The following is a 20,243-nucleotide window of genomic DNA, read 5'->3' as shown; positions in this document are numbered from 1 at the left end:
CTTTCCCATGGAATAAAAAAACGGGAATGCCTTCCGCATTCCCGCCTTAGTAAGAATCAAATTCCATCATCCGGTTCCAGCAGCGCCGCTTCATATCTTTCCAGGATAATCCTCTGGATATTCTCTCTCGTAGCCTGGTTAATCGGATGCGCAATGTCCCGGTACTCTCCATCAGTAGCCTTCTTGCTGGGCATCGCTATAAACAACCCCTTCTCTCCTTCAATTACTTTTATATCGTGAACGACAAACTCATCATCAATTGTAATAGATACGATGGCTTTCATCTTTCCCTCTTTAGTGATTTTCCGCACACGCACGTCTGTAATCTTCATTTGAGATTCCCCCTTTTATCTTTAGATGACATACCTCTCGTTCTTCTCAACCACAATCTTAATTCCGTCTTCTCCTTTGTAGAAGGTATTTGCACGGATCGTATCCCTGCTCTCTACGATGCAGTTCTCAATGTGTGTGTTGTCTCCTATATAAACGTCATTTAAGATAATGGAGTTCTTAATATAGCAGTTATTGCCCACAAAGGACTTCTTGAATATCACAGAATCCTCCACCGTACCATTTACGATACAGCCGCTGGAAATCAGGCTGTTGCTGACCTTGGCGCCCACATTGTACTTTGCGGGAGGCAGGTCGTCCACCTTGGAATAAACATCAGGATACTGCTTGAAGAAGTAATCCCTGATTTCCGGCTTCAGGAAATCCATATTCGTGGAAAAATAATCTTCTACGGACGCAATATTGCGCCAGTATTCCTTGATCTTATAACCGTAAATTCTCTTCTGGTTCTTATAACGGATCAGGATGTCCTTCACGAAATCGTATCTGTCTTCCATGGCGCAGCGCTCAATCATTTCAATGAGCAGGCGGCGCCTGATTACATAGATGCCGCAGGAAATTGTGTTGGATTTCGCCACAATGGGCTTTTCCTCGAATTCCTCAATCCTGCTGTCCTCGTTCATCTTGATGGTGCCGTAACGTTCCACATTCGCGCCGATTGGCATGTCCTTGCACACCACCGTGATGTCGGCCTTCTTCTCAATATGGTATTCCAGTACCTTATTATAATCCATTTTATAAACACAGTCACCGGATGCAATCACTACATAAGGCTCATGGCTGCTCTTCAGGAAGGAAAGATTCTGATAAATGGCATCCGCAGTCCCTCTGTACCAGTAGCTGTTGTCCGCAGTTACCGTAGGAGTGAACACGAACAGCCCTCCCTGCTTACGGCCGAAATCCCACCATTTGGAGGAATTCAGATGCTCATTCAGACTTCTGGCATTATACTGGGTAAAAACGCCTATTTTCTGGATGTGGGAATTGGACATATTGCTGAGGGCGAAGTCGATGCTTCTGTAGCTGCCTGCGATAGGCATTGCCCCGATAGCTCTCTTCTGGGATAATTCCTTCATCCTGTGGTTATTGCCGCCTGCTAAAATAATTCCTATCGCTCTCACTGTTCGTCACCTGCCTTAATCAAAGATTTCCCGCTTGCAAGAGTGCCGCCTTCATAGTCCTCAGCCGCCGTCTCACCGAACACAACCGTATTCTTTCCGATAGTAATTCCCTTTGGTATCGTACTCTTTTCTCCAATGGTAACAATACCGCTGTTATAGATGTGGGGAGCGATATCATTCTCAGCTTCCTCTCCCACGCCCATCTTCACGCCTTCTCCTACCTGTACATTTTCGGCAATAATCGCCTTGTTCAGCTCACAGCCGCTTCCGATAACCGTATTATTCATGATGATGGAATCGCGCACTACCGAATCCTTGCCGATGGTAACGCCGCAGCCGATAACGGAATTGTATACCTTTCCGTAAATCTCTGAGCCTTCGCCGATAATACTTCTCTCAATAACCCCCTCCGGAGCAATATACTGCGGCGGGAGAATCTCGCTCTTTGTATAGATTTTCCAATATTCCTCATACAGATTGAATTCGGGAACGATATCAATCAGTTCCATATTCGCTTCCCAGTATGAGTTCAGGGTTCCTACGTCCTTCCAGTAACCATTGAATTCATAGGCATACATCGGAGCGCCTTTTTCATGACAATAAGGAATGACATGTTTTCCGAAATCCAGATTGGGCTGATCGGATCTGGCAATGAGAGCTTCCTTCAGAGTTTTCCAGTTAAATATGTAGATTCCCATAGAGGCCAGGTTGCTTCTGGGATTCTCGGGTTTTTCTTCAAAGTCTGTTATCTTGCTGTTTTCGTCCGTGATGACAATACCAAAGCGCTTCGCTTCGTCGATCGGTACAGGCATTACCGCAATCGTGCACTCTGCGCCGTTCTGCTTATGGAAATCAAGCATTACCTCATAATCCATTTTATAAATATGATCCCCTGACAGGATCAATACATAGTCCGGATTATAACTGTCCATGTAATCAATGTTCTGATAGATGGCATTGGCCGTTCCGGTATACCACTCGCTGTTCTCACTCTTTTCATAAGGAGGAAGAACCGTTACGCCGCCTATATTTCTGTCCAAATCCCACGGAATACCGATCCCGATATGGGTATTCAATCTAAGTGGCTGATACTGTGTCAGTACACCTACCGTATCCACGCCTGAATTAATACAGTTGCTTAATGGGAAATCAATAATCCGGTACTTGCCGCCGAAGGACACGGCAGGTTTCGCCACTTTGGAGGTCAGCACACCCAGCCTGCTTCCCTGACCGCCAGCAAGCAGCATAGCAATCATTTCTTTCTTAATCATGTCATCACCTCATGTTTCTGCATCCATATTCTGCATAGATTTACGTATATAACGTAATAAGATTATACCACATGCTTGTACAAAAGTGAATAATCTTTTACAATTTCTTTCTGTTGTATTTTTTTAAATTTTGTGTATATTTTACATATTTCAAACCTTTCATTTTGCGGTATTATGTATTTTATATAAGATATTACCCCTCCCAGTTATGCATCTTTCTTCTATTTTCCACAAAATATGCGCTTTTTCGCGCAAAAATCCTTTTCCGGTCTTTTCTTTTTGTAATTGCCTATTGGTTTTTTTTTCATGAATGCGTATAATACATATCAGAATGAACAAAGACTGCTTACTTTGCGTACACTGTCAGTGGAGGGTATCAATGGCTGACGGATAATTGCGGCTTTTTACCTTCATAGTTCCTGCCAGGCTTTGTCCAAATAAAAAACAGGAAGGGTATCCTTATGTATCAAGTAGATTTTAATCATCCGGTTCACGTTTACTTCATCGGCATAGGCGGCATCAGCATGAGCGGCCTGGCAGAGATTCTTCTCTCCGAAGGCTTCCGTGTATCCGGCTCCGACATGAAAAAATCGTCACTTACCGAACTTCTGGAGAAAGAAGGCGCCGTCATCCACTACGGGCAGCGTCGTGAAAATATAACCGATGATATCGATCTGGTGGTATATACCGCCGCTATCCACAAAGACAACCCGGAATACGCCGCCATGGAAGAGCTGGGGCTTCCCAGCCTGACCCGCGCACAGCTTCTGGGACAGATGATGCGCAACTACAAAACCCCCGTGGCGGTCAGCGGAACTCACGGTAAAACCACCACCACCTCCATGATTACAGAAATACTTCTGGAGGCCAAAGCAGATCCCACCATTTCCGTTGGCGGAATCCTGAAAGCTATCCATGGAAATATCAGGGTTGGCAAGTCCGACCTTTTCGTTACGGAGGCCTGCGAATATACTAACAGCTTCCTCAGCTTCTATCCCCGTATTGGGATCATACTTAATATAGAAGAGGATCATCTGGACTTCTTCCGGGATCTGGCGGATATCCGTTCCTCCTTCCGCAGATTCGCCCAGCTTCTTCCGGAAGACGGGGTTCTGATTATCAACGGCGATATTCCAGACTACCGTGAAATTACAGAGGGCCTGGCCTGTTCCGTAATCACTTTTGGCTCTTTGGAGACCTGCGATTATTACCCGACCGATATCAGCCATGATGAGCTTGCCCATGCCGGATTTACGCTCAACCGAAGGAACGGCTCACCCGTTCCCGTATCTCTGGGAGTGCCCGGGGAACATAATATCCTGAATGCCCTGGCGGCGCTTGCGCTTGCAGATTATCTGCAGCTTGACATGGGAACCGCTTCCCGCGCCCTGAAGAATTTTACGGGCACGGATCGCCGCTTTGAGTATAAAGGCAGCCTGGACGGCATCACCATAGTAGATGATTATGCGCATCATCCCACAGAAATTACAGCAACTCTCAAGGCTGCTGTGAATTATCCCCATAAAACCCTCTGGTGCGTATTCCAGCCCCATACCTATACCAGGACAAAAGCCTTCCTTTCTGATTTTGCAGACGCGCTGTCCCTGGCGGATAAGGTCATTCTCGCCGATATTTATGCCGCCCGCGAAACGGATACCCTGGGAATCAGCTCCCGCGATCTGCAGGAAGAAATCGGTAAAAAAGGTACGGAATGCCATTATTTCCCATCCTTTGAAGAAATACAAAACTTTATTTTAGAAAATTGCACTGCCGGTGACCTGTTGATAACTATGGGGGCCGGAGACGTTGTAAATATCGGAGAAAACCTTCTGAAACGATAGTTATCCACAATATCCACATTTTTCATGTGTATGAAAAGTGTGGATATTTTACTTTCTCCTTCCTTGATTTTGCGTCATATTCACAGGTTCATCCACACTTTCCACATTATCCACAATTTCCGCAAACCCAGTATTTACAAGGTTTTTCGGCAATTTGACTGTTTCTTTTTCCACATTCGTATGATATAATGCATTTGCTTAAAATATGAAATGCACAAAGCCGCCTGGCTTTTGTGCGGTTTGATGTAGCTGTGAAGGTATTGAGCGGTTACGTCTTGGTTAATAATAGAAGAAATAGGTGAGATTATGAGTTGTCTGAGGATTTACCAGGATAACTATATTGACGCGACCATCGTATCCAATCGCTTTATTGATGAATATATGGCGGACGCCAATGATGCGCAGCTGAAGATCTATCTTTTTATCCTGCGCATGATGAACGCAGGGCGTGCTTTCAGCATTTCTGAAATTGCCGACACCTTCAACCACACGGAAAAGGATGTCATGCGCGCTCTCAAATACTGGGAGAAATGCAGGGTTTTTTCCCTGGAATACGACAGTGACAGGAATTTAAGCGGCATTCATCTCCTCGCGCTGGAAGCCAGGGAAGCCGCAGAAGCTCCCAAGGCTCCTGTTGTTTCTCTCGTATCCAGACAGGACGATAAGGCAGAGCCGCAGCCGTCCGTGCAGAAGCCTGTCCAGACCGAAGCCATGAAAACACCGGCACCGGTTCCCTCTGCAAAGAATGCGCCTGCTTCTGAAGAGGACAAGCCCGCTGCAGCCGCTTCCCCCGCTTTCGTCAAACCCGCCTATTCACTGGACGAGCTGAAGGCCTTTCAGGAAAAAGATTCCACGGCACAGCTCCTTTTTATTGCGGAACAGTACCTGGGAAGAACGCTGAGCCCCGCCGATATGAAATCCATTCTTTTCTTTTCGGACGGTCTGCATTTTTCAGACGATCTGATTGATTATCTTCTGCAGTACTGCGTGGAACGCGGCAAGAAGGATTTCCGTTATATCGAAAAGGTGGCAATCAGCTGGGCTGAAGCCCATGTATCCACTCCTGTTGAAGCGGAAGGCCATGCCAGCCGTTACGATAAATGTGTTTATACCATCATGAACGCCCTGGGCAAGACAAATGCCCCCACCAGGCGTGAAGCGGAATATATCCGCCGCTGGCGCGAGGAATATACCTTCGAAACAGATATTATTATAGAGGCCTGTGAAAGAACCGTACTGGCTACCGACAGGCACCGTTTTGAGTATGCGGATAAGATTTTACTTTCCTGGAAAGAGGCTGGCGTGCGGCATCTGGCCGACATTGCCAAGCTGGATGAAGGCTTCCAGAAGACCAAGCCTGCAAAACAGACGTCCGACCGTTCCATAGATAAGTACAATCGTTTTATGCAGAACAATTATGATTACGACGCCCTGGAGCAGGAGCTTCTGCGCAACTGAGTCCGACCGTCAGTATCCGTGATTTGAAGGAGAACAGCCGTGGCTTTAACCAATACCCAATACAATTCCATTATGAGGCTGTATGAGCAGAGACAGACCAAAAACCGCCATCTGCGTGACGAACGGATTCATTATGTCTATACCCATGTAAGCGGGTATCAGAAACTGGACGAATCCGTGGCAACCCTCTCCGTTGCCCAGGGCAAGAAGATGCTTAATGGTGATCCCAACGCCCTGTCCGAGCTGAAAGAATGCCTGCATAAACTGACCAAGGACAAACAGCGGCTGCTGAATGCTGCGGGCCTTCCCGCCGATTTTCTGGAGCCGGTTTTTGACTGCCCTGACTGCCGGGATACCGGATATGTGGATGGGAAGAAATGCCACTGCTTCCGCCAGGCGGAAATAGAGCTTCTTTATCAGCAGTCCAAATTAAAGGATGTGCTGGAAAAAGAAAATTTTGACACCCTTTCCTACGATTTTTTTGAAGGGGAACAGCTGGCCGCATTTCAGACGGCCGTCAATAAATGCCGGGATTTTGCCCGCAGCTTTTCCCGTCTGGGAAGCAATCTTTTCTTTTACGGGACCGTAGGAACCGGAAAGACATTTTTAAGTAACTGTATTGCAAGGGAAAGCATAGAAAGCGGACATTCCGTTATTTATTTCAGCGCTTCCAGCCTTTTTGACACCCTTTCCCGCAACGCTTTTGATTATAAGAACCAGGAATCCCTGGATTACTTATATAATGACTTATATAACTGTGATCTGCTGGTCATCGACGACCTTGGGACGGAGCAAAGCACGCCTTTTACCCTGTCTCATCTTTTTACATGCCTGAACGAACGGCTGATCCGCAGAAAGTCCATGATTATTTCCACCAACCTTTCCCTTCCTGAGCTGAAGGAACGTTATCAGGACCGTATTTTTTCAAGAATCACAAGCAATTTTGAATTCTGCAAGCTCACAGGACCGGATATACGAATGTGTAAAAAAAGACTAACGAACAGAAAGTGAGGACTCATTCCATGGCGGAAGAAAAAAGAAACCTAGAAACAATCCCTGCAGGCTCTCTTGGTATTATCACTCTGGCCGGCTGCCAGACGCTGGGAGAACAGGTAGACCATTACCTGGTTAAATGGCGTCAGGAAAGAGAAAGCGAGCACAAAAACAGCCTTGCTTTTTCCGGCTATCAGCGCGATTCCTACATCCTGAAAAGCAAAGTGCCGCGTTTCGGCACCGGTGAAGGAAAGGGTGTCATTCTGGAGTCCGTGCGCGGTATGGACCTTTATCTTCTTGTGGATGTGGTTAACTACAGTCTGACCTATTCTTTATGCGGGCATGAAAATCATATGTCCCCTGATGATCATTTCCAGGATCTGAAAAGAATCATCTCCGCCGTAGGCGGCAAAGCCAGAAGAATCAATGTAATTATGCCCTTCCTCTATGAAAGCAGGCAGCACAAGCGCTCCAGCCGTGAATCCCTGGACTGCGCCATTGCACTGCAGGAGCTGGTAAAAATGGGCGTGGACAACATCATCACCTTTGACGCGCACGATCCGAGGGTACAGAATGCCATCCCCCTGCACGGCTTTGAAACCGTACAGCCTGCATACCAGTTCATTAAGAACCTGCTGCGCGATCAGAAGGATCTGCAGATTGATTCCGATCATATGATGGTAATCAGCCCCGATGAAGGCGGTATGGGACGCGCAATCTATATTGCCAACGTACTCGGCCTGGATATGGGTATGTTCTACAAGCGCAGGGACTATACGCGCGTTGTAAACGGCCGCAATCCTATTGTTGCCCATGAATTCCTGGGTTCCGACGTGGACGGCAAGGATGTGATCGTAATTGACGATATGATTTCTTCCGGTGAAAGCGTTCTGGAAGTAGCAGCCGCCCTGAAGAAAAGAAAAGCCCGCAAGATTTTCATCTGCTCTACCTTCGGCCTTTTCACCAACGGCCTGGAAGGCTTCGATAAAGCCTATGAGGAGGGAAACATCGACCGTGTCCTGACCACCAACCTGATTTACCAGACACCCGAGCTGCTGGAACGGGAATGGTATATCAACTGCAATATGAGCAAATATGTCGCCTACTTAATCGACACGCTGAATCACGATACCTCCATCAGCGATTTGCTGGATCCCAATGAAAAGATTCAGAAGCTGCTTGCAAAATATCGTGCAAATCAGCTGTAATATGTATTTTTATAACTGGCCGATTTCATAATAAAACAGACCCGCATGCTTCTGCAGTGTGCGGGCCTGTTTTTGTTCGTAACGTAATCAGGCGTTCCTTCCTGAGAGTTTTCTTTCCGGGTTTTCTTTCCTGATTCTCTTTCAGGTTCTTCTTTCAGAGTTTTCCTTATCAGAAAATTAATTACACTTTATGAAAGTAATCTGCTATAATAGCCTTATGCGTAATGGCTGAACTAAATTATGGGCATCATTTAGCTGAGAAAGAAAGCGGGCGGGGGAAAAATGAAGCGTTATTTCAAAGGCGGGCTGGTGGTCTTATTTTTGTTATTTGTTTTATTGGGTACAGTTACGATTCACACTATAATCCAGGCGCAGTCTTACGGAAAGCTTGTCAACTATGTGGGTATCGTGCGGGGCGCCTCGCAAAAGCTGGTTAAGCTGGAACTGGCGCACGAGCCAAACGACGAACTCATAAACTATCTTGACGAAATTCTTGAGGAACTTCTGACCGGAAACGGCCCTTATGATCTTCCTTTGGTTAAAGACGGCGATTACCGGCTGGATCTGGAAAACCTGAACGATATGTGGACGAGTATGAAGGAATCCATCATGGAATTCAGGCAGGGAACCATTGACGGAAATGAATTGCTTGAATTGAGCGAGGATTATTTCACCCAGGCCAACGAGACCGTTTTTAGCGCTGACCGTTATTCCTCTGCCCAGATTCATATGCTCTCTTCCATCTGTATTGGCATGTTTGCAACAATGCTTCTTGTATGGGGGCTCCTCTTTTTGGCCCTTTCCAGAAAAGTCACTTTCCTGGAAAGCGAAAACAAGCAGCTGAGTGACTTGACCCACCGTGATCCGCTTACTGGGATTTATCAGTACGAAAGCTTTAAAGAAAAAGCCCAGCTTTTACTGGATAATGCCGGAAACAAAAAATATGCTGTTGTCTATACGGATTTTACAGATTTCAAATATATCAATGATGTATTTGGGTACGCCTATGGGGACAGTATCCTTTCCCGTTACGGAGAAATTCTGCGCACCGGCCTGCAGGAGGACGAGATCTGCGGCAGGGTTACCGCCGATAATTTTGTGCTTCTCCTCCATTACAGTGATAAAGAAGAGGTAGCCTCAAGACAGCGACGGGCGGACAAGCAGATTACCGAATATATGCACAGTTCTCCTTCCAGCCAGTCCATTGCCACAAACTGCGGAATCTGCTGCCTGGAGGATGTGGTCGAAGACCTGAAAATAGAAGGTTATCTGGATCGGGCCAATTTCGCCAGAAAAACGGTGAAAAACGGATCCAATCATAATTATGTATTCTATAACGAAAGCATCCGCCGCCATCTCTGGGAAGAGAAAAATGTGGAGGGCCAGATGCATGACGCTTTGAAGAATCACGAGTTCCTTGTTTACTACCAGCCAAAGGTGGAACTGAAGACCGGCAGAATCGGCTGTTCAGAGGCACTTGTACGCTGGCAGACTTCAGATGGCACAATTATTCCGCCAGATCGGTTTATCCCCGTTTTTGAACGCAATTTTATGATACACAGGCTGGATCAGTATGTTTTTGAAGAGGTCTGCCGCTGGCTCCGCCATATGCTTGATGAAGGGAAAACCGCCCTTCCTGTTTCCGTCAATGTTTCCCGGCTGCAGTTTTATGATCCCGATTTCGTCAAACGCTATGTGGAAATAAGGGATAAATATCATATTCCCCCTCAGCTCCTTGAAATCGAATTTACGGAATCCATCGTATTTGACAATACCGGCTTTCTCCTTGCGATCGTAAAAAGCCTGAAGGCGAATGGCTTCTCCTGCTCTATTGATGATTTCGGAAAGGGCTATTCCTCCCTGAGCCTGCTTAAGGAGCTCCCTGTTGACGTTCTGAAAATAGACAGCTACTTCTTTTTGGAAAGCAATGATCATTCCAGAGACCTGGATCTCGTACGGAGTATTATTGAGCTGGTGCATAAGTTTAATATCCGTACGGTCGCAGAAGGAATTGAAGTTCCTGAACAGGTGGAGTACCTGAAAAAATTCGAATGTGATTATGTGCAGGGCTATGTATTCTACCGCCCCATGCCGCAGGCGAAATACGAAGCTTTGTTGGATGAGCAAAATGTTTATAAAGTTTCCTCATAATTTTCAAAAATATTATTCCATCAAAATTTAACTCAAATTTGCAAATAATACAAATCTGAACCAAGTACGAACCAGAAAATTTAAACTTCATATCATCTTTAAACTTTAAACTATAAAATTAAATCTTATGACTATATTTTTATATAGGCTTTTTTAACTTTTTGTCATACTAAAACTGTGCGTAAGATATATTCATATGGAACTACACACATGCCGAGAAACGAAATATTATTAAAAATAAAGAAGAGTTTGCTAATTTTTATTAAATAGCAACCTCTTCTCTATTCACAACATTATTCTTTCAATCCACAGGTTTTACCCTGACCCATTTATTATAACAGATTTAAATTCAATATTCAATAATGTTGTTAATATAACAGCATTTACTACTGTGGCCTAATGTTCAGCAGTCAGAATGGCAACATTAAAAACCTACATACCATGCACACTATACATGATTCTACCCAAAGAAACTGTCTTTTTAACCTTCTGCAGTAGAACATCCGTAAATGTGTGGATTAAATAAACAATTCACCACAAGAAATCTAAATTGGCTGTTCGCAATATTTAGAAACCAGTAAACTGTACGATTCAAAAGTTATAAACGCACTCCCCCCGTATGTGTCCCCTGACAAAGTGATACTGACAAAGAAAATGCTGAAAAGTTTATCTTATAAACTTAAAATAGCTTCGTTCCGAAGAATTTTCACAAAAGCGATACGGTCTGAAGGAATTAGTTCTGAAATTTACCTATAATTATACTTCAAAAGTTCTATCTAATTCATATTTTTCCTTTAATAAGGTTGTAAATAGAGAATCCCCTTGAACTATCTGGTAAATTATGTTATATTCAATGTAAGAAACAATCGTGTTACAGGGTAACGTTGATCTCATTCTATAAGAATGGGGGTGATACCATGAAGAACAACTTCAGTTTCAACGACTTGATGCAGTTTGGATTATTTTTAATTGCACTAATGACATTCATTTATTTGATAAGTTATTAGTATCGTATAGAAACACCACCCTTGATACTTTAGGCGGAATCAGGGTGGTGCTTTCTGTTTTTTATGATCAACGCACCCTGCGGGCGGTTGTTTAATTATTATGTTTATATATTAGCAGAATTTAGAAATTTATACAAGATTTTTATTATGTGTATTTTCGGTTTATAGTTAATCATAGTTTGTAATTAAATCTTTAAAAAAGCGATATTTCTTTATTTATTATATAGTTTATATCGCAATTTAAGTCATTTTAAAAGGAACTACACGCACTTGTTTTCGTTAACGAATATTCTCTCGTTCCTCCCTCTGCTACGACACATTCTCCTGTAACTCTCTATAGTTCTCAGAAGCAACCGTCATTTTCTTTACCTATAAAAGTTAGCTTCTTCTAACTTTATTTTATTTACCATATTCCTTCTCCTACCTCTACACACTATTATCACTCCAAAAGTTGATTTATAACCCCCTTGACATTCCCATTTTTCCTGCTATACTAAAAAAGCCGTAAAATCTTATAAGCATATACTTACCAGGCAAAGATTCACGGCAGCTAACCGGTCAGTTCGAGACCTTCCTGACCAAACCGTCCTCCGGACGGCGCAAAAACAAAACTAAAGGAGAACAGAATAATGCAAAAGAAGAACATTCACTTCCTGACCCAGGCGGCAATGATTGCCGCTCTCTACGTTGTGCTTACCTTTATAGCCAACGCCTTCGGCCTTGCCAACTATGCAGTGCAGGTCCGCTTTTCAGAGGCACTTACCATTCTGCCGATTTTCACCACAGCGGGTATTCCCGGCTTATTTATTGGCTGTATTATCAGCAACGTGCTCACAGGCTGCGCCCTGCCGGATATCATTTTCGGTTCCATTGCCACACTCATCGGCGCGTTTGGCACTTATAAGCTGAAATCCAACCGCTTCCTGGCTGTGCTCCCTCCCATTATTGCCAACGCTGTTATTGTACCTCTGGTACTGAAATACGCTTACGGAATCGAACCTCTCTGGTTCTCATTCGTAACTGTTACAGCCGGCGAGATAATTTCCTGTGGAGTGCTTGGCCTCATACTTGCCGCGGTGCTGAATAAATATAAAACGCAGATTTTCGGCACAGTATAATAAGGGAATGCAGTATCGGCGGCTTATGTCAGATATATTCCAAAAGCTATAAACAAAGGGGCAATAACCCCGAAGGCGCTGCCGAATGAACACACTTCTCGCTCAGCTTTGTGTGTCGCGGCAGCGCCTTTGTGTTACATTCATTTTATAGATTTCTGCTGCAGATCCTTATTCCAGGAACTTTCGTATTTCGCTGACTATTTCCTCCGCCTTAAAATGATGGATATAATGGCCGCAGGGAAGCTCGATCAACTCTGCCTGCAGCTTCTGAGCGCATTCCCGTTGAAGCTCCACCCAGAAATCAGCCACGTCCTTCCCATCGGAGCAAAACAGTAAAAAAGGGACCTCCGGCAATCCGCTTTTTCCAACCAAGGCAGCATTTTCATACACAATATCCGTTTCTGCCGCTATGCACCTGTTCATGAAATTCCGTTTTGCCAGCAGCTTTGCCTGCGCGTATTCTTCTTCCGTCAGTCCATCGTCAGCCGCCAACGAGAAAAGCGGCAGCCTGTGCAATCCTAACATCGCTGCCAGCCTCAGCAGACCGATCCCCTTCCCTGCATTTTCCGCTTTTTCGTACGCCTCCGGAAATGCCATATCCAACCCGATAATCGCCTTGATCTCCTGCGGATACTTCTGCGCCCAATATATGGCTTCCAGTCCGGACATGGAATGCGGCAAAAGCACATAAGGCCCTCTTTCCCCCGCAAGGATCAGCGCCCGGCGCGTTTCCTCCAGCATGACATCCAGCCTTCGGCTTTTTGCCGAGATTTCCGAATATCCATACCCTGCCTTTTCCACCACAACACATCTGTAATAAGGCGAAAGCCGTCTGTACAAAGGCCTGAAATCATAGACCGGCGCAATCGTCCCTCCGCCGGATAAAAATACACATGTCACCTTCGTCCGCGCGCCTTCCCCATATACATGCATTTTATGACCGTTCACCTCAACTATTTTCCCGGGAGGTGTCAAATGTCTTTCCTCTTGCCGGGCAAGCGCTTTATTCACCGCTGCTGCCGCTGCCATGCCCCCTGCTATACATCCCGCAATACCGGCCGCCCCTGAAATTAGTTTTTTCACCTTCATCTCTTCTCCTTCTCTTTTACCCATTTACCGTTTCAATCCGGCCGAATACGGAAGCTTACCCGGCCATGCCCTTCCTCCGTGTTTGACAGCCGCACGCTTCCCCCATGAAGCCTGGCCGTCTCCTGGGCAAAAGCAAGGCCAATGCCCATATGTCCGTTCTGGGGACGGCTCTCCGCCTCTGTGTACATTGGCTCCAGGCCATGCCGCAGCGCCTTATTGGTAAATCCCGGCCCTTCGTCAGTGACCAGTATTTCCAGCCAGGGCGCCGTCCATATAAACTGCAGGTATATTTGCCCGCCCCGGGGCGTATGCTCCGCCGCGTTGCGGACAATGTTCAGCACGGCCCTTTTTATATCCTGCCAAACCGCCTCCAGCTCCGGCAGCTCTGTCTTATCTCCCTTCACAGTAAGCCCATATACCCTGCAAAGCTCCTCAGCTTCCCGGAGCAGTTCTGCCTGTACATGCTCCCCGGACATTGCTGTCTTCCTCGCTGCGCCCCCTGCCGGACTGCGGGCAATTTTTTTCAGCCGTTCCAGGTATTCCCCCGCCGCCGCCGTATTTTTCAGAACAGCATCCACGTATTCCCGCTGCTCCTCTGTCAGCTCAGTCTCCGCCAAAAGCTGGGTGTTTCCGTCAATCACTGTCAGAGGTGTTTTCAAATCATGGATCAGGGCGCCTGTCTGCGCGATTCTGCTGTGTTCCATTTTCCACTGCTCCTGCAGAGACTGGCGCAGCGCCGCCTGCAGCTGTTCCATGGCCCTCATCACCTCGTTATATTCCCGGATTCCCGGATTCCCAAGCGGACGCTCCAGTTCTCCTCTGGCCAGGCTGACCGCAGCCTCCTGCAGCACCCTCAGCCTGGCCTTAATCACCTTTACATAATGAAATGTAAGCAGTACCAGGGAGCCGATAAAAAACGCGCCCCAGAAAGTCATATAAAGCCCTTCAAAGCCTGGTATCCGTTTTCTCCATGCCGGATCGGCAAGCTGCATATGGAAGGTATACTGCAGCACCGCCTCTTTCTCCCCATTTTTGACCGAAATATGAAACCGGCCGGCTGCGTTTTTTCCGTTTTCCCGATAGTTCCCGGCAGCACGCAGCGCTTCGCCGTTCAGGTCAGTATCCACAAGGCTCCCCTTTTCCCATATCACATATCCACATAAATCCGGCACAAGCTCCTTTGTTATCCCCTCCTGTTCCATCCGCACCGCGGCCTCCTGAGCCATACGCTCCCCGGCGTTGGCGGCGTACAGCGCACCGGAACCCAGCAGCAGGCTAATCCCCGCCCAGAAGCCCAGGAAAGCAGCGCCTGCCGCCAGGATGCACAGAATCATATATTTTACAAGAATCCAAATTAAACTTATGCTTTTTCGCTGTTCCATCGGTATCCCATTCCCCAGACCGTTTCTATCGGTGCGCTGCCGCAGGAGGCCAGCTTCCCGCGCAGGTTCTTAATATGCTCCGTCACCGCCGCCTCCCCGGAATCACTGTCAAATCCGAAGACCTCTTCCAGCAGCTGCTCTCGCGTATATACCAGCCCCGGATGCCTGGCCAGCGTCTCGCAGAGCATATATTCGCTTCTGGTCAGACTCAGCTCCTGCTCCCCGGCATATACCTTTTTCGCCTGCAGGTCAAAGCGCAGCCCGCCGGAAACAAACCGGTAAGAGGGCACCCGGCGTTCCCGGCGCAGATGCGCCTCCACCCTTGCCCGAAGCTGTAAAACGCTGAAGGGCTTGGTCAGATAATCATCCCCGCCCGCACCCAGCCCGTTCAGCACATCCTCATCCTCTCCCCTGGCCGTAAGAAACAGAATCGGACAGTCTGTAAATGCGCGTATCCGCCCGCAGGCAGCCACGCCGTCCTCTCCCGGCATCATCACGTCGAGCAAAATCAGATCCGCCGCTTTGCACAGCTTCTCATCCAGCTCCTGCGTATCAGGCAGCGCCGTTACAGAATGTCCATCCTTTTCCAGGGCTCTTTTTAATAAACGGCAGATATCCTCCGAATCATCCACCACAATTATTCTTGCCATCGCTTTTCACTCCTGCTGCCATTAGAAAATCTGCATTACCCAGGATATCCCGTACAGTACATATACATGGGCCGGATAAAACCAGTAAAACAGCTTTTTATTTCCTCTTCCCCGCTTTCCATTATACAGATACATCGGTATGGCGGCAAAACCGCTCATCCATCCATACATCTGCGTAAAAAGCATCCGGAATTCCGCTCCCGGAGTAAGCAGGAAGGGCGCCAGCCCCTCCAGCAGCAGCGCCGCCGCAAAAAAGCCGGCAGCCTGCAGAGCCCTGTTTTTCCTCAATCCGTAAAGAAGAAGGCCTTCCAGGATAAAATATGTTCCGCCATCCATAATTGCAGTGTGCATGGGGAGGACCGTATAGTGCAGAATCAGCACCACAGGCGTGGAAGCGGGAACCTGATATATAAGCCCCATTCCAAGCACCGGCCACAACAACGGCAGCAATACCGCGCACAGACCCTTCAGCCATTGTCTTTGTCTGCACCATTCAATCCCCTGCAGGATGACCAGCAGAATGGAAAAGGTGGCCAGCATCTGATTCTGCGGCACAAACCCATCTGGCCGTCTCACAAAGCTGAGAAATACATATTGCAGCGCTCCCATGCCCACGGCAATGGCATAAATCCGCAGAAAATATTTTTTCCGGTTCCGTGTATGCGCAAAGCCTTCCAGCAGACAGAACAAAAACAGCGGCGCCGACACCCTGCCCAGCATGGAAAACCATTCCGGCACCTTTCCCGTAAACTCAAAAAAATAGTGTATATGGTCAAATACCATCAATACCAATGCCAGCCACTTCAGCTGAAAATCCGTGAAACCCTTCCATTGCTTTCTTTTTTCCATCATACCTGCCTCCTGAACCCGGGAAATGCAAACTCTCCGTCATATATTCCCCTTATTTTTTCAATTCAAAGGATAGCAGGAAATTCTAAGGATTTTATAAGGAAGAATCCTCTTCTTTATAATTTTCCCCCTGGTTATCTTCTTTCGCCCTTTCTTTCTTCAGTCTTCTGAAATAATCCGCAACGGCATAGTACACCGGTATTGCCAGAAATACCAGCCATCCCGGATGCCACAGCCCCTTGAAGATGCCAAGGAGCAGAAAAATAAGGAAGGTCAGCAAAGGAAAGGCAAACCTCATCATATCCCTTTTCCGGAAAGCTTCCAGACAGGTATGCCACAGAGGAATCGTAAGGAGGATTACCCAGGCCGGATGCCATGCCCCGGTAAGGACGCCAATAACGATAAAGGCTGCAATTACCAGAACCGCAAAGGGGAACTCCGGCCTGGCCAGCTCCCAGAGATATCTGCCGTCATATTTTTCACCATTGACATAGACGCCGTTGGAATCCACGTGTACCTCATCCTCCGTATCCACCACATGGATCCCCTTCCAGCCCACATGCACCTCGCTGTCCTTATCCTTACAGTGGATTCCGTCCAGGCCGATATGTACATATTCCGGTGTGTTCCACCGTCCATCCGCCGCTGTCTCTGCAGCGTCTCCCGAAAAAGGGCCGCCGTCCCCAGCCGGTGCTGGCGCTGCTTCCTCAATCTCCGGCATCTCTGCATTTTCCGGCATGGGGATCTCATCCTCCGTCCGCAGCAGCTCATCCATGGAAATTCCGTAAATCCGTGAAAGCAGAATCAGGTTATCCGTATCCGGCGATGCTTCAGCTCTTTCCCATTTACTTACCGCCTGACGGCTGATGCCCAGCTTTTCCGCCAGCGCCTCCTGGGACAGACTGTTCTGTTTCCTTAAATTTACAAGCCTGTTGGCGATCTCAATATTCATAACATAACCTCCTGCTGTGTTAAAAAATTTATCGTTTCTGTTGGCTTGCATTATAAGGGATTTAGCCAAAGTTGCACTACCAATTCTGCTTTTCATCACCGCAACTATCGGTTGCATTGCCCGGAAACAGCCATTTTATGCGTACTCCCGGAATATACCTGCAGCCGGCTTCCCGCAGGGGAGTCTGGTCCGTACACCCTTAATCTTAAGAAAATAATCTAAAGAAAAAAGTGCACGGACCGGACCGCCCGCAGGCGCCGGCTGTTATTTTTTCACATAGGATATAAAGTGGCAGCCATTTTCCGTAAACCAGTCTGCCGCATCGTTCATGCCCATTTTGTATACCTTATCCGTCTCCGGATTCATCAGCACCACATTCTTTTCATTGAAACCGATGATCAGCACTGCATTGCCGTCACCCAGCATGGCCAGTACGGGAATCTCTCTGTCCGGATAATAAAGCACGCTGTCCAGGGTGCAGCCGGACAGATCCAGCACCTGCACATTCTCCAGGTTTTCCTGAAGCACCTCCTGCACCGTCTTGCCCTGGGTAAGCATATATTCCGAGTTTCTCATAATTCCTTCATATGCCAGAATCGTATCCAGACAGACTGCCAGGCTGTTTTTGTCCTCCGTTACCGGCGAAGCTTCAATGGCCATAATCTGGTTCTTGGTATTGATTTTGTCCTTCCGCCATACATAAGCGCCGCTTTCCCCGGTGACTGTGCCGCTGATTTCATAGGCAAGGCTGATGGCTTCTCCCGCAGTGGAAAGGATGGCCACCTCCCCGTCAGGCCCATATACATAATAGCTTTCCATAGGCTGCTCCGCCTGCGGCAGCTGAATCTCCCTGCTGCCCTCGTACAGAACCTCCTTAGGCGTAAGCCGCTTCAGCTTCTTGCTGTCAGGAGCCGATTTCATCTGTATTTCGGTTATGGTTTCAAAATCATCCACCGGAATGGTGATAACCTTATTGCTCTTGACTACCTCTGCCGCCCCGCTCACAATCTGATCATTGGGCGCGGCCGTATAATTACCTTCCCCATCTTTTTCCACACGGCTCAGGTTAATCTGATTTCCGTTAATACTGCAGTCCGTGGTATAGAAGCCGTCTTTTTCGTAGGTTTTCAGCACCTTTCCGTTCTCATCCTGTATTCTCACCTGGAACATGGGAAAAATCATGGTTCCCGTATCATCAAGAATCACGTCCGACTGCCTCGCCACGCCATATATCACATCCTCCCCCATAAAGCCAAGAGGCATGATATAATTGCCGCTTCCCGCTTCTATCTTCATCTGCTCCCCGCTGTTTAAGTTCATCAGGGTCAGGCTGCTGCTGGCATATTTTTTCCCCTCATTCTGCCACACAATCATACGGTTGCTGTCCGATACCTGGTAGGTATCCCCGCTCATATTCTCCGCGATCACATCCACCGTCTGCCGATCCAGATGCACACAGTTAATCTGGTTATTCATCAGCAGATACAATTCGTTCTTACCGTTGATATAGGCCAGGCGTTCCAGCTCCGCCTCAAAGATTTCCGGGGATTTGGCGCTGGGGATAAATGCCAGCTCCTCCACCGTGTTCAGGGAATTATTGTACAGATAGATTTCCGCGCCGGTATAACCTTCCCTGCGGCCCCGGCTGATATAGCCGTATACCATAAAAAATACATTTCCCGCTTCATCCACCTGAAGGATTTTAAAATCATGCCCGCTGTAGAAGGTCCTTTCATCCCTTCCCTCAGAATCGTAAAAAGAAAACAGCTTGGAAAGCCTGTTGTCCGTCACATTCACGCTGTAAAGCACGCCGGCCTGGGCAAACGCAAGTATTTTGCCGCCGTCGCTCTCCATCATTTCCACATGTGGATCCGTAATGCCCAGCACGATCTTATCTCCCACAAAGGCAGAATTATCCTCCGCGAAAATTTCACTCATCTGCCGTTCATAATCCAGCAGATACATCCGGTCCGTTCCCTGGCGGACACGGTAAACCTCTTCCACGGAGGCATAGGTTTCCCTGCCCTGCCGGATGTAGTTTACCAGATATTCCACCGTGATGGATGCGGTCTCCTCCGAAATCTCCCGGATGGTGAAAACCGGCTCCGTTATCTGCTCCACCTCCAGCCCGGCCCAGCCAATCTGGGACGCCGTGTTGTTTATCGTTACCCGGCTGAGCGTAGTATTATCGGCGTCGCTTTTCGGCTCCAGATTCTTGCCAAACTCGCCCGGCCATCCGTCACTGAAGGTTGCCGCATTAAAATTCCTTACAAATTCCAGCTTTTCCTCCACGCCGTAGCCGTCCGCCTGAATAATCCGCATATAATAACGGACGCACCTGCCATCCTCCAGATTCACGAGAAAGGTCAGCCCGTATTCCGTTTTTTCCTCAATGAGATCCTTCAGGACGATATCCGCCGTCAGCGTATCCCCCAACGTCCGGTAATTGGTGATTTCCGTATTTTCCACCAGACGGCTGCCGTCCACGCTGCGCACCTCAAAGGCGAGGGATTCCACGGACTGCCCATACTTTTTTACGCTGAAGGACAGCCTTCTGTCCGACTCAATGGGCATAACGCTTTCCTTCATATACTGTTCATCCATGGCGTTTAAAAAGCCGCGCATCATATTCACATGCTGCTCTCCCACGTTTACATAGACAAGAGGCAGCTCCGGCAGCTTCATTTCCGCCGTCATATCCGTATTTCCTCTGTTCAGAAACAGGCTGCTGACAATCAGCACCACGATAAATGTCGCCGCAAACACGCAGCCCTTAATAATTGTTTTCTTCATTCCGCTTCC

The 20,243-nt window shown here is 47.4% G+C and carries 15 protein-coding genes; 6 read left to right on the top strand and 9 right to left on the bottom strand.

What is annotated here, in order from left to right; genetic code table 11:
• Positions 1-56: 56 nt before the first annotated feature.
• Genes spoVG through HMPREF1548_RS03655 form a run of 3 tightly spaced genes read right to left on the bottom strand, consistent with a single transcriptional unit; the run spans position 57 to position 2,743 of the window.
• Complete coding sequence (gene spoVG, locus HMPREF1548_RS03665) at positions 57-332, bottom strand: septation regulator SpoVG (protein WP_021634407.1); 276 nt, start codon at positions 330-332, stop codon at positions 57-59.
• Positions 333-353: 21 nt separating this feature from the next.
• The gene (gene glgD, locus HMPREF1548_RS03660; protein WP_021634406.1) at positions 354-1,472 is read right to left on the bottom strand and encodes a glucose-1-phosphate adenylyltransferase subunit GlgD; all 1,119 of its coding nucleotides are present in this window, start codon (positions 1,470-1,472) and stop codon (positions 354-356) included.
• Positions 1,469-2,743, bottom strand: coding sequence for a glucose-1-phosphate adenylyltransferase (locus HMPREF1548_RS03655; protein WP_021634405.1), 1,275 nt, complete (start codon positions 2,741-2,743; stop codon positions 1,469-1,471). Before HMPREF1548_RS03655 ends, glgD begins: the two co-directional genes overlap by 4 nt.
• Before the next feature lie 461 nt (positions 2,744-3,204).
• Here HMPREF1548_RS03655 and murC point away from each other — a divergent pair, with 461 nt between their 5' ends.
• The 6 genes from murC (at position 3,205) to HMPREF1548_RS03620 (ending at position 12,519) form a co-directional block, all read left to right on the top strand.
• Positions 3,205-4,584: a UDP-N-acetylmuramate--L-alanine ligase gene (gene murC / locus HMPREF1548_RS03645; RefSeq protein WP_021634403.1), complete on the top strand. Its 1,380-nt coding sequence runs from the start codon at positions 3,205-3,207 to the stop codon at positions 4,582-4,584.
• 306 nt (positions 4,585-4,890) lie between these two features.
• The gene (locus HMPREF1548_RS03640) at positions 4,891-6,042 is read left to right on the top strand and encodes a DnaD domain protein (RefSeq protein ID WP_021634401.1); all 1,152 of its coding nucleotides are present in this window, start codon (positions 4,891-4,893) and stop codon (positions 6,040-6,042) included.
• A 39-nt stretch (positions 6,043-6,081) separates the two neighbouring features.
• Positions 6,082-7,053, top strand: coding sequence for an ATP-binding protein (locus HMPREF1548_RS03635; protein WP_025487650.1), 972 nt, complete (start codon positions 6,082-6,084; stop codon positions 7,051-7,053).
• Between the two features lie 11 nt (positions 7,054-7,064).
• Positions 7,065-8,243 (top strand): ribose-phosphate pyrophosphokinase, encoded by a 1,179-nt coding sequence (locus HMPREF1548_RS03630; RefSeq protein WP_021634399.1) that lies wholly within the window; start codon positions 7,065-7,067, stop codon positions 8,241-8,243.
• 282 nt (positions 8,244-8,525) lie between these two features.
• Positions 8,526-10,394: a putative bifunctional diguanylate cyclase/phosphodiesterase gene (locus tag HMPREF1548_RS03625; RefSeq protein WP_021634398.1), complete on the top strand. Its 1,869-nt coding sequence runs from the start codon at positions 8,526-8,528 to the stop codon at positions 10,392-10,394.
• A 1,636-nt stretch (positions 10,395-12,030) separates the two neighbouring features.
• Complete coding sequence (locus HMPREF1548_RS03620) at positions 12,031-12,519, top strand: QueT transporter family protein (RefSeq protein WP_021634396.1); 489 nt, start codon at positions 12,031-12,033, stop codon at positions 12,517-12,519.
• Between the two features lie 168 nt (positions 12,520-12,687).
• On the opposite strand, the gene HMPREF1548_RS03615 is transcribed toward HMPREF1548_RS03620, so the two are convergent.
• The 6 genes from HMPREF1548_RS03615 to HMPREF1548_RS03590 form a co-directional block, all read right to left on the bottom strand.
• Positions 12,688-13,608 (bottom strand): alpha/beta fold hydrolase, encoded by a 921-nt coding sequence (locus HMPREF1548_RS03615; RefSeq protein WP_025487651.1) that lies wholly within the window; start codon positions 13,606-13,608, stop codon positions 12,688-12,690.
• 32 nt (positions 13,609-13,640) lie between these two features.
• Complete coding sequence (locus HMPREF1548_RS03610) at positions 13,641-14,990, bottom strand: sensor histidine kinase (protein WP_021634394.1); 1,350 nt, start codon at positions 14,988-14,990, stop codon at positions 13,641-13,643.
• The gene (locus HMPREF1548_RS03605; RefSeq protein WP_021634393.1) at positions 14,969-15,640 is read right to left on the bottom strand and encodes a response regulator transcription factor; all 672 of its coding nucleotides are present in this window, start codon (positions 15,638-15,640) and stop codon (positions 14,969-14,971) included. The genes HMPREF1548_RS03610 and HMPREF1548_RS03605 overlap by 22 nt, the downstream gene beginning before the upstream one ends.
• Positions 15,641-15,661: 21 nt before the next feature.
• Complete coding sequence (locus tag HMPREF1548_RS03600) at positions 15,662-16,492, bottom strand: TraX family protein (protein ID WP_021634392.1); 831 nt, start codon at positions 16,490-16,492, stop codon at positions 15,662-15,664.
• A gap of 91 nt (positions 16,493-16,583) precedes the next feature.
• Complete coding sequence (locus HMPREF1548_RS03595) at positions 16,584-17,441, bottom strand: helix-turn-helix domain-containing protein (protein ID WP_025487653.1); 858 nt, start codon at positions 17,439-17,441, stop codon at positions 16,584-16,586.
• 264 nt (positions 17,442-17,705) lie between these two features.
• Positions 17,706-20,234, bottom strand: a complete 2,529-nt coding sequence (locus HMPREF1548_RS03590) for a hypothetical protein (protein ID WP_021634390.1) — start codon at positions 20,232-20,234, stop codon at positions 17,706-17,708.
• Positions 20,235-20,243 lie beyond the last annotated feature (9 nt).

The organism is Clostridium sp. KLE 1755 (assembly GCF_000466465.2).
GTDB lineage: Bacteria > Bacillota > Clostridia > Lachnospirales > Lachnospiraceae > Eisenbergiella > Eisenbergiella porci.
Note: the sequence above shows the minus strand (reverse complement) of the source record. Positions and strands in the feature narration are given on the sequence as shown.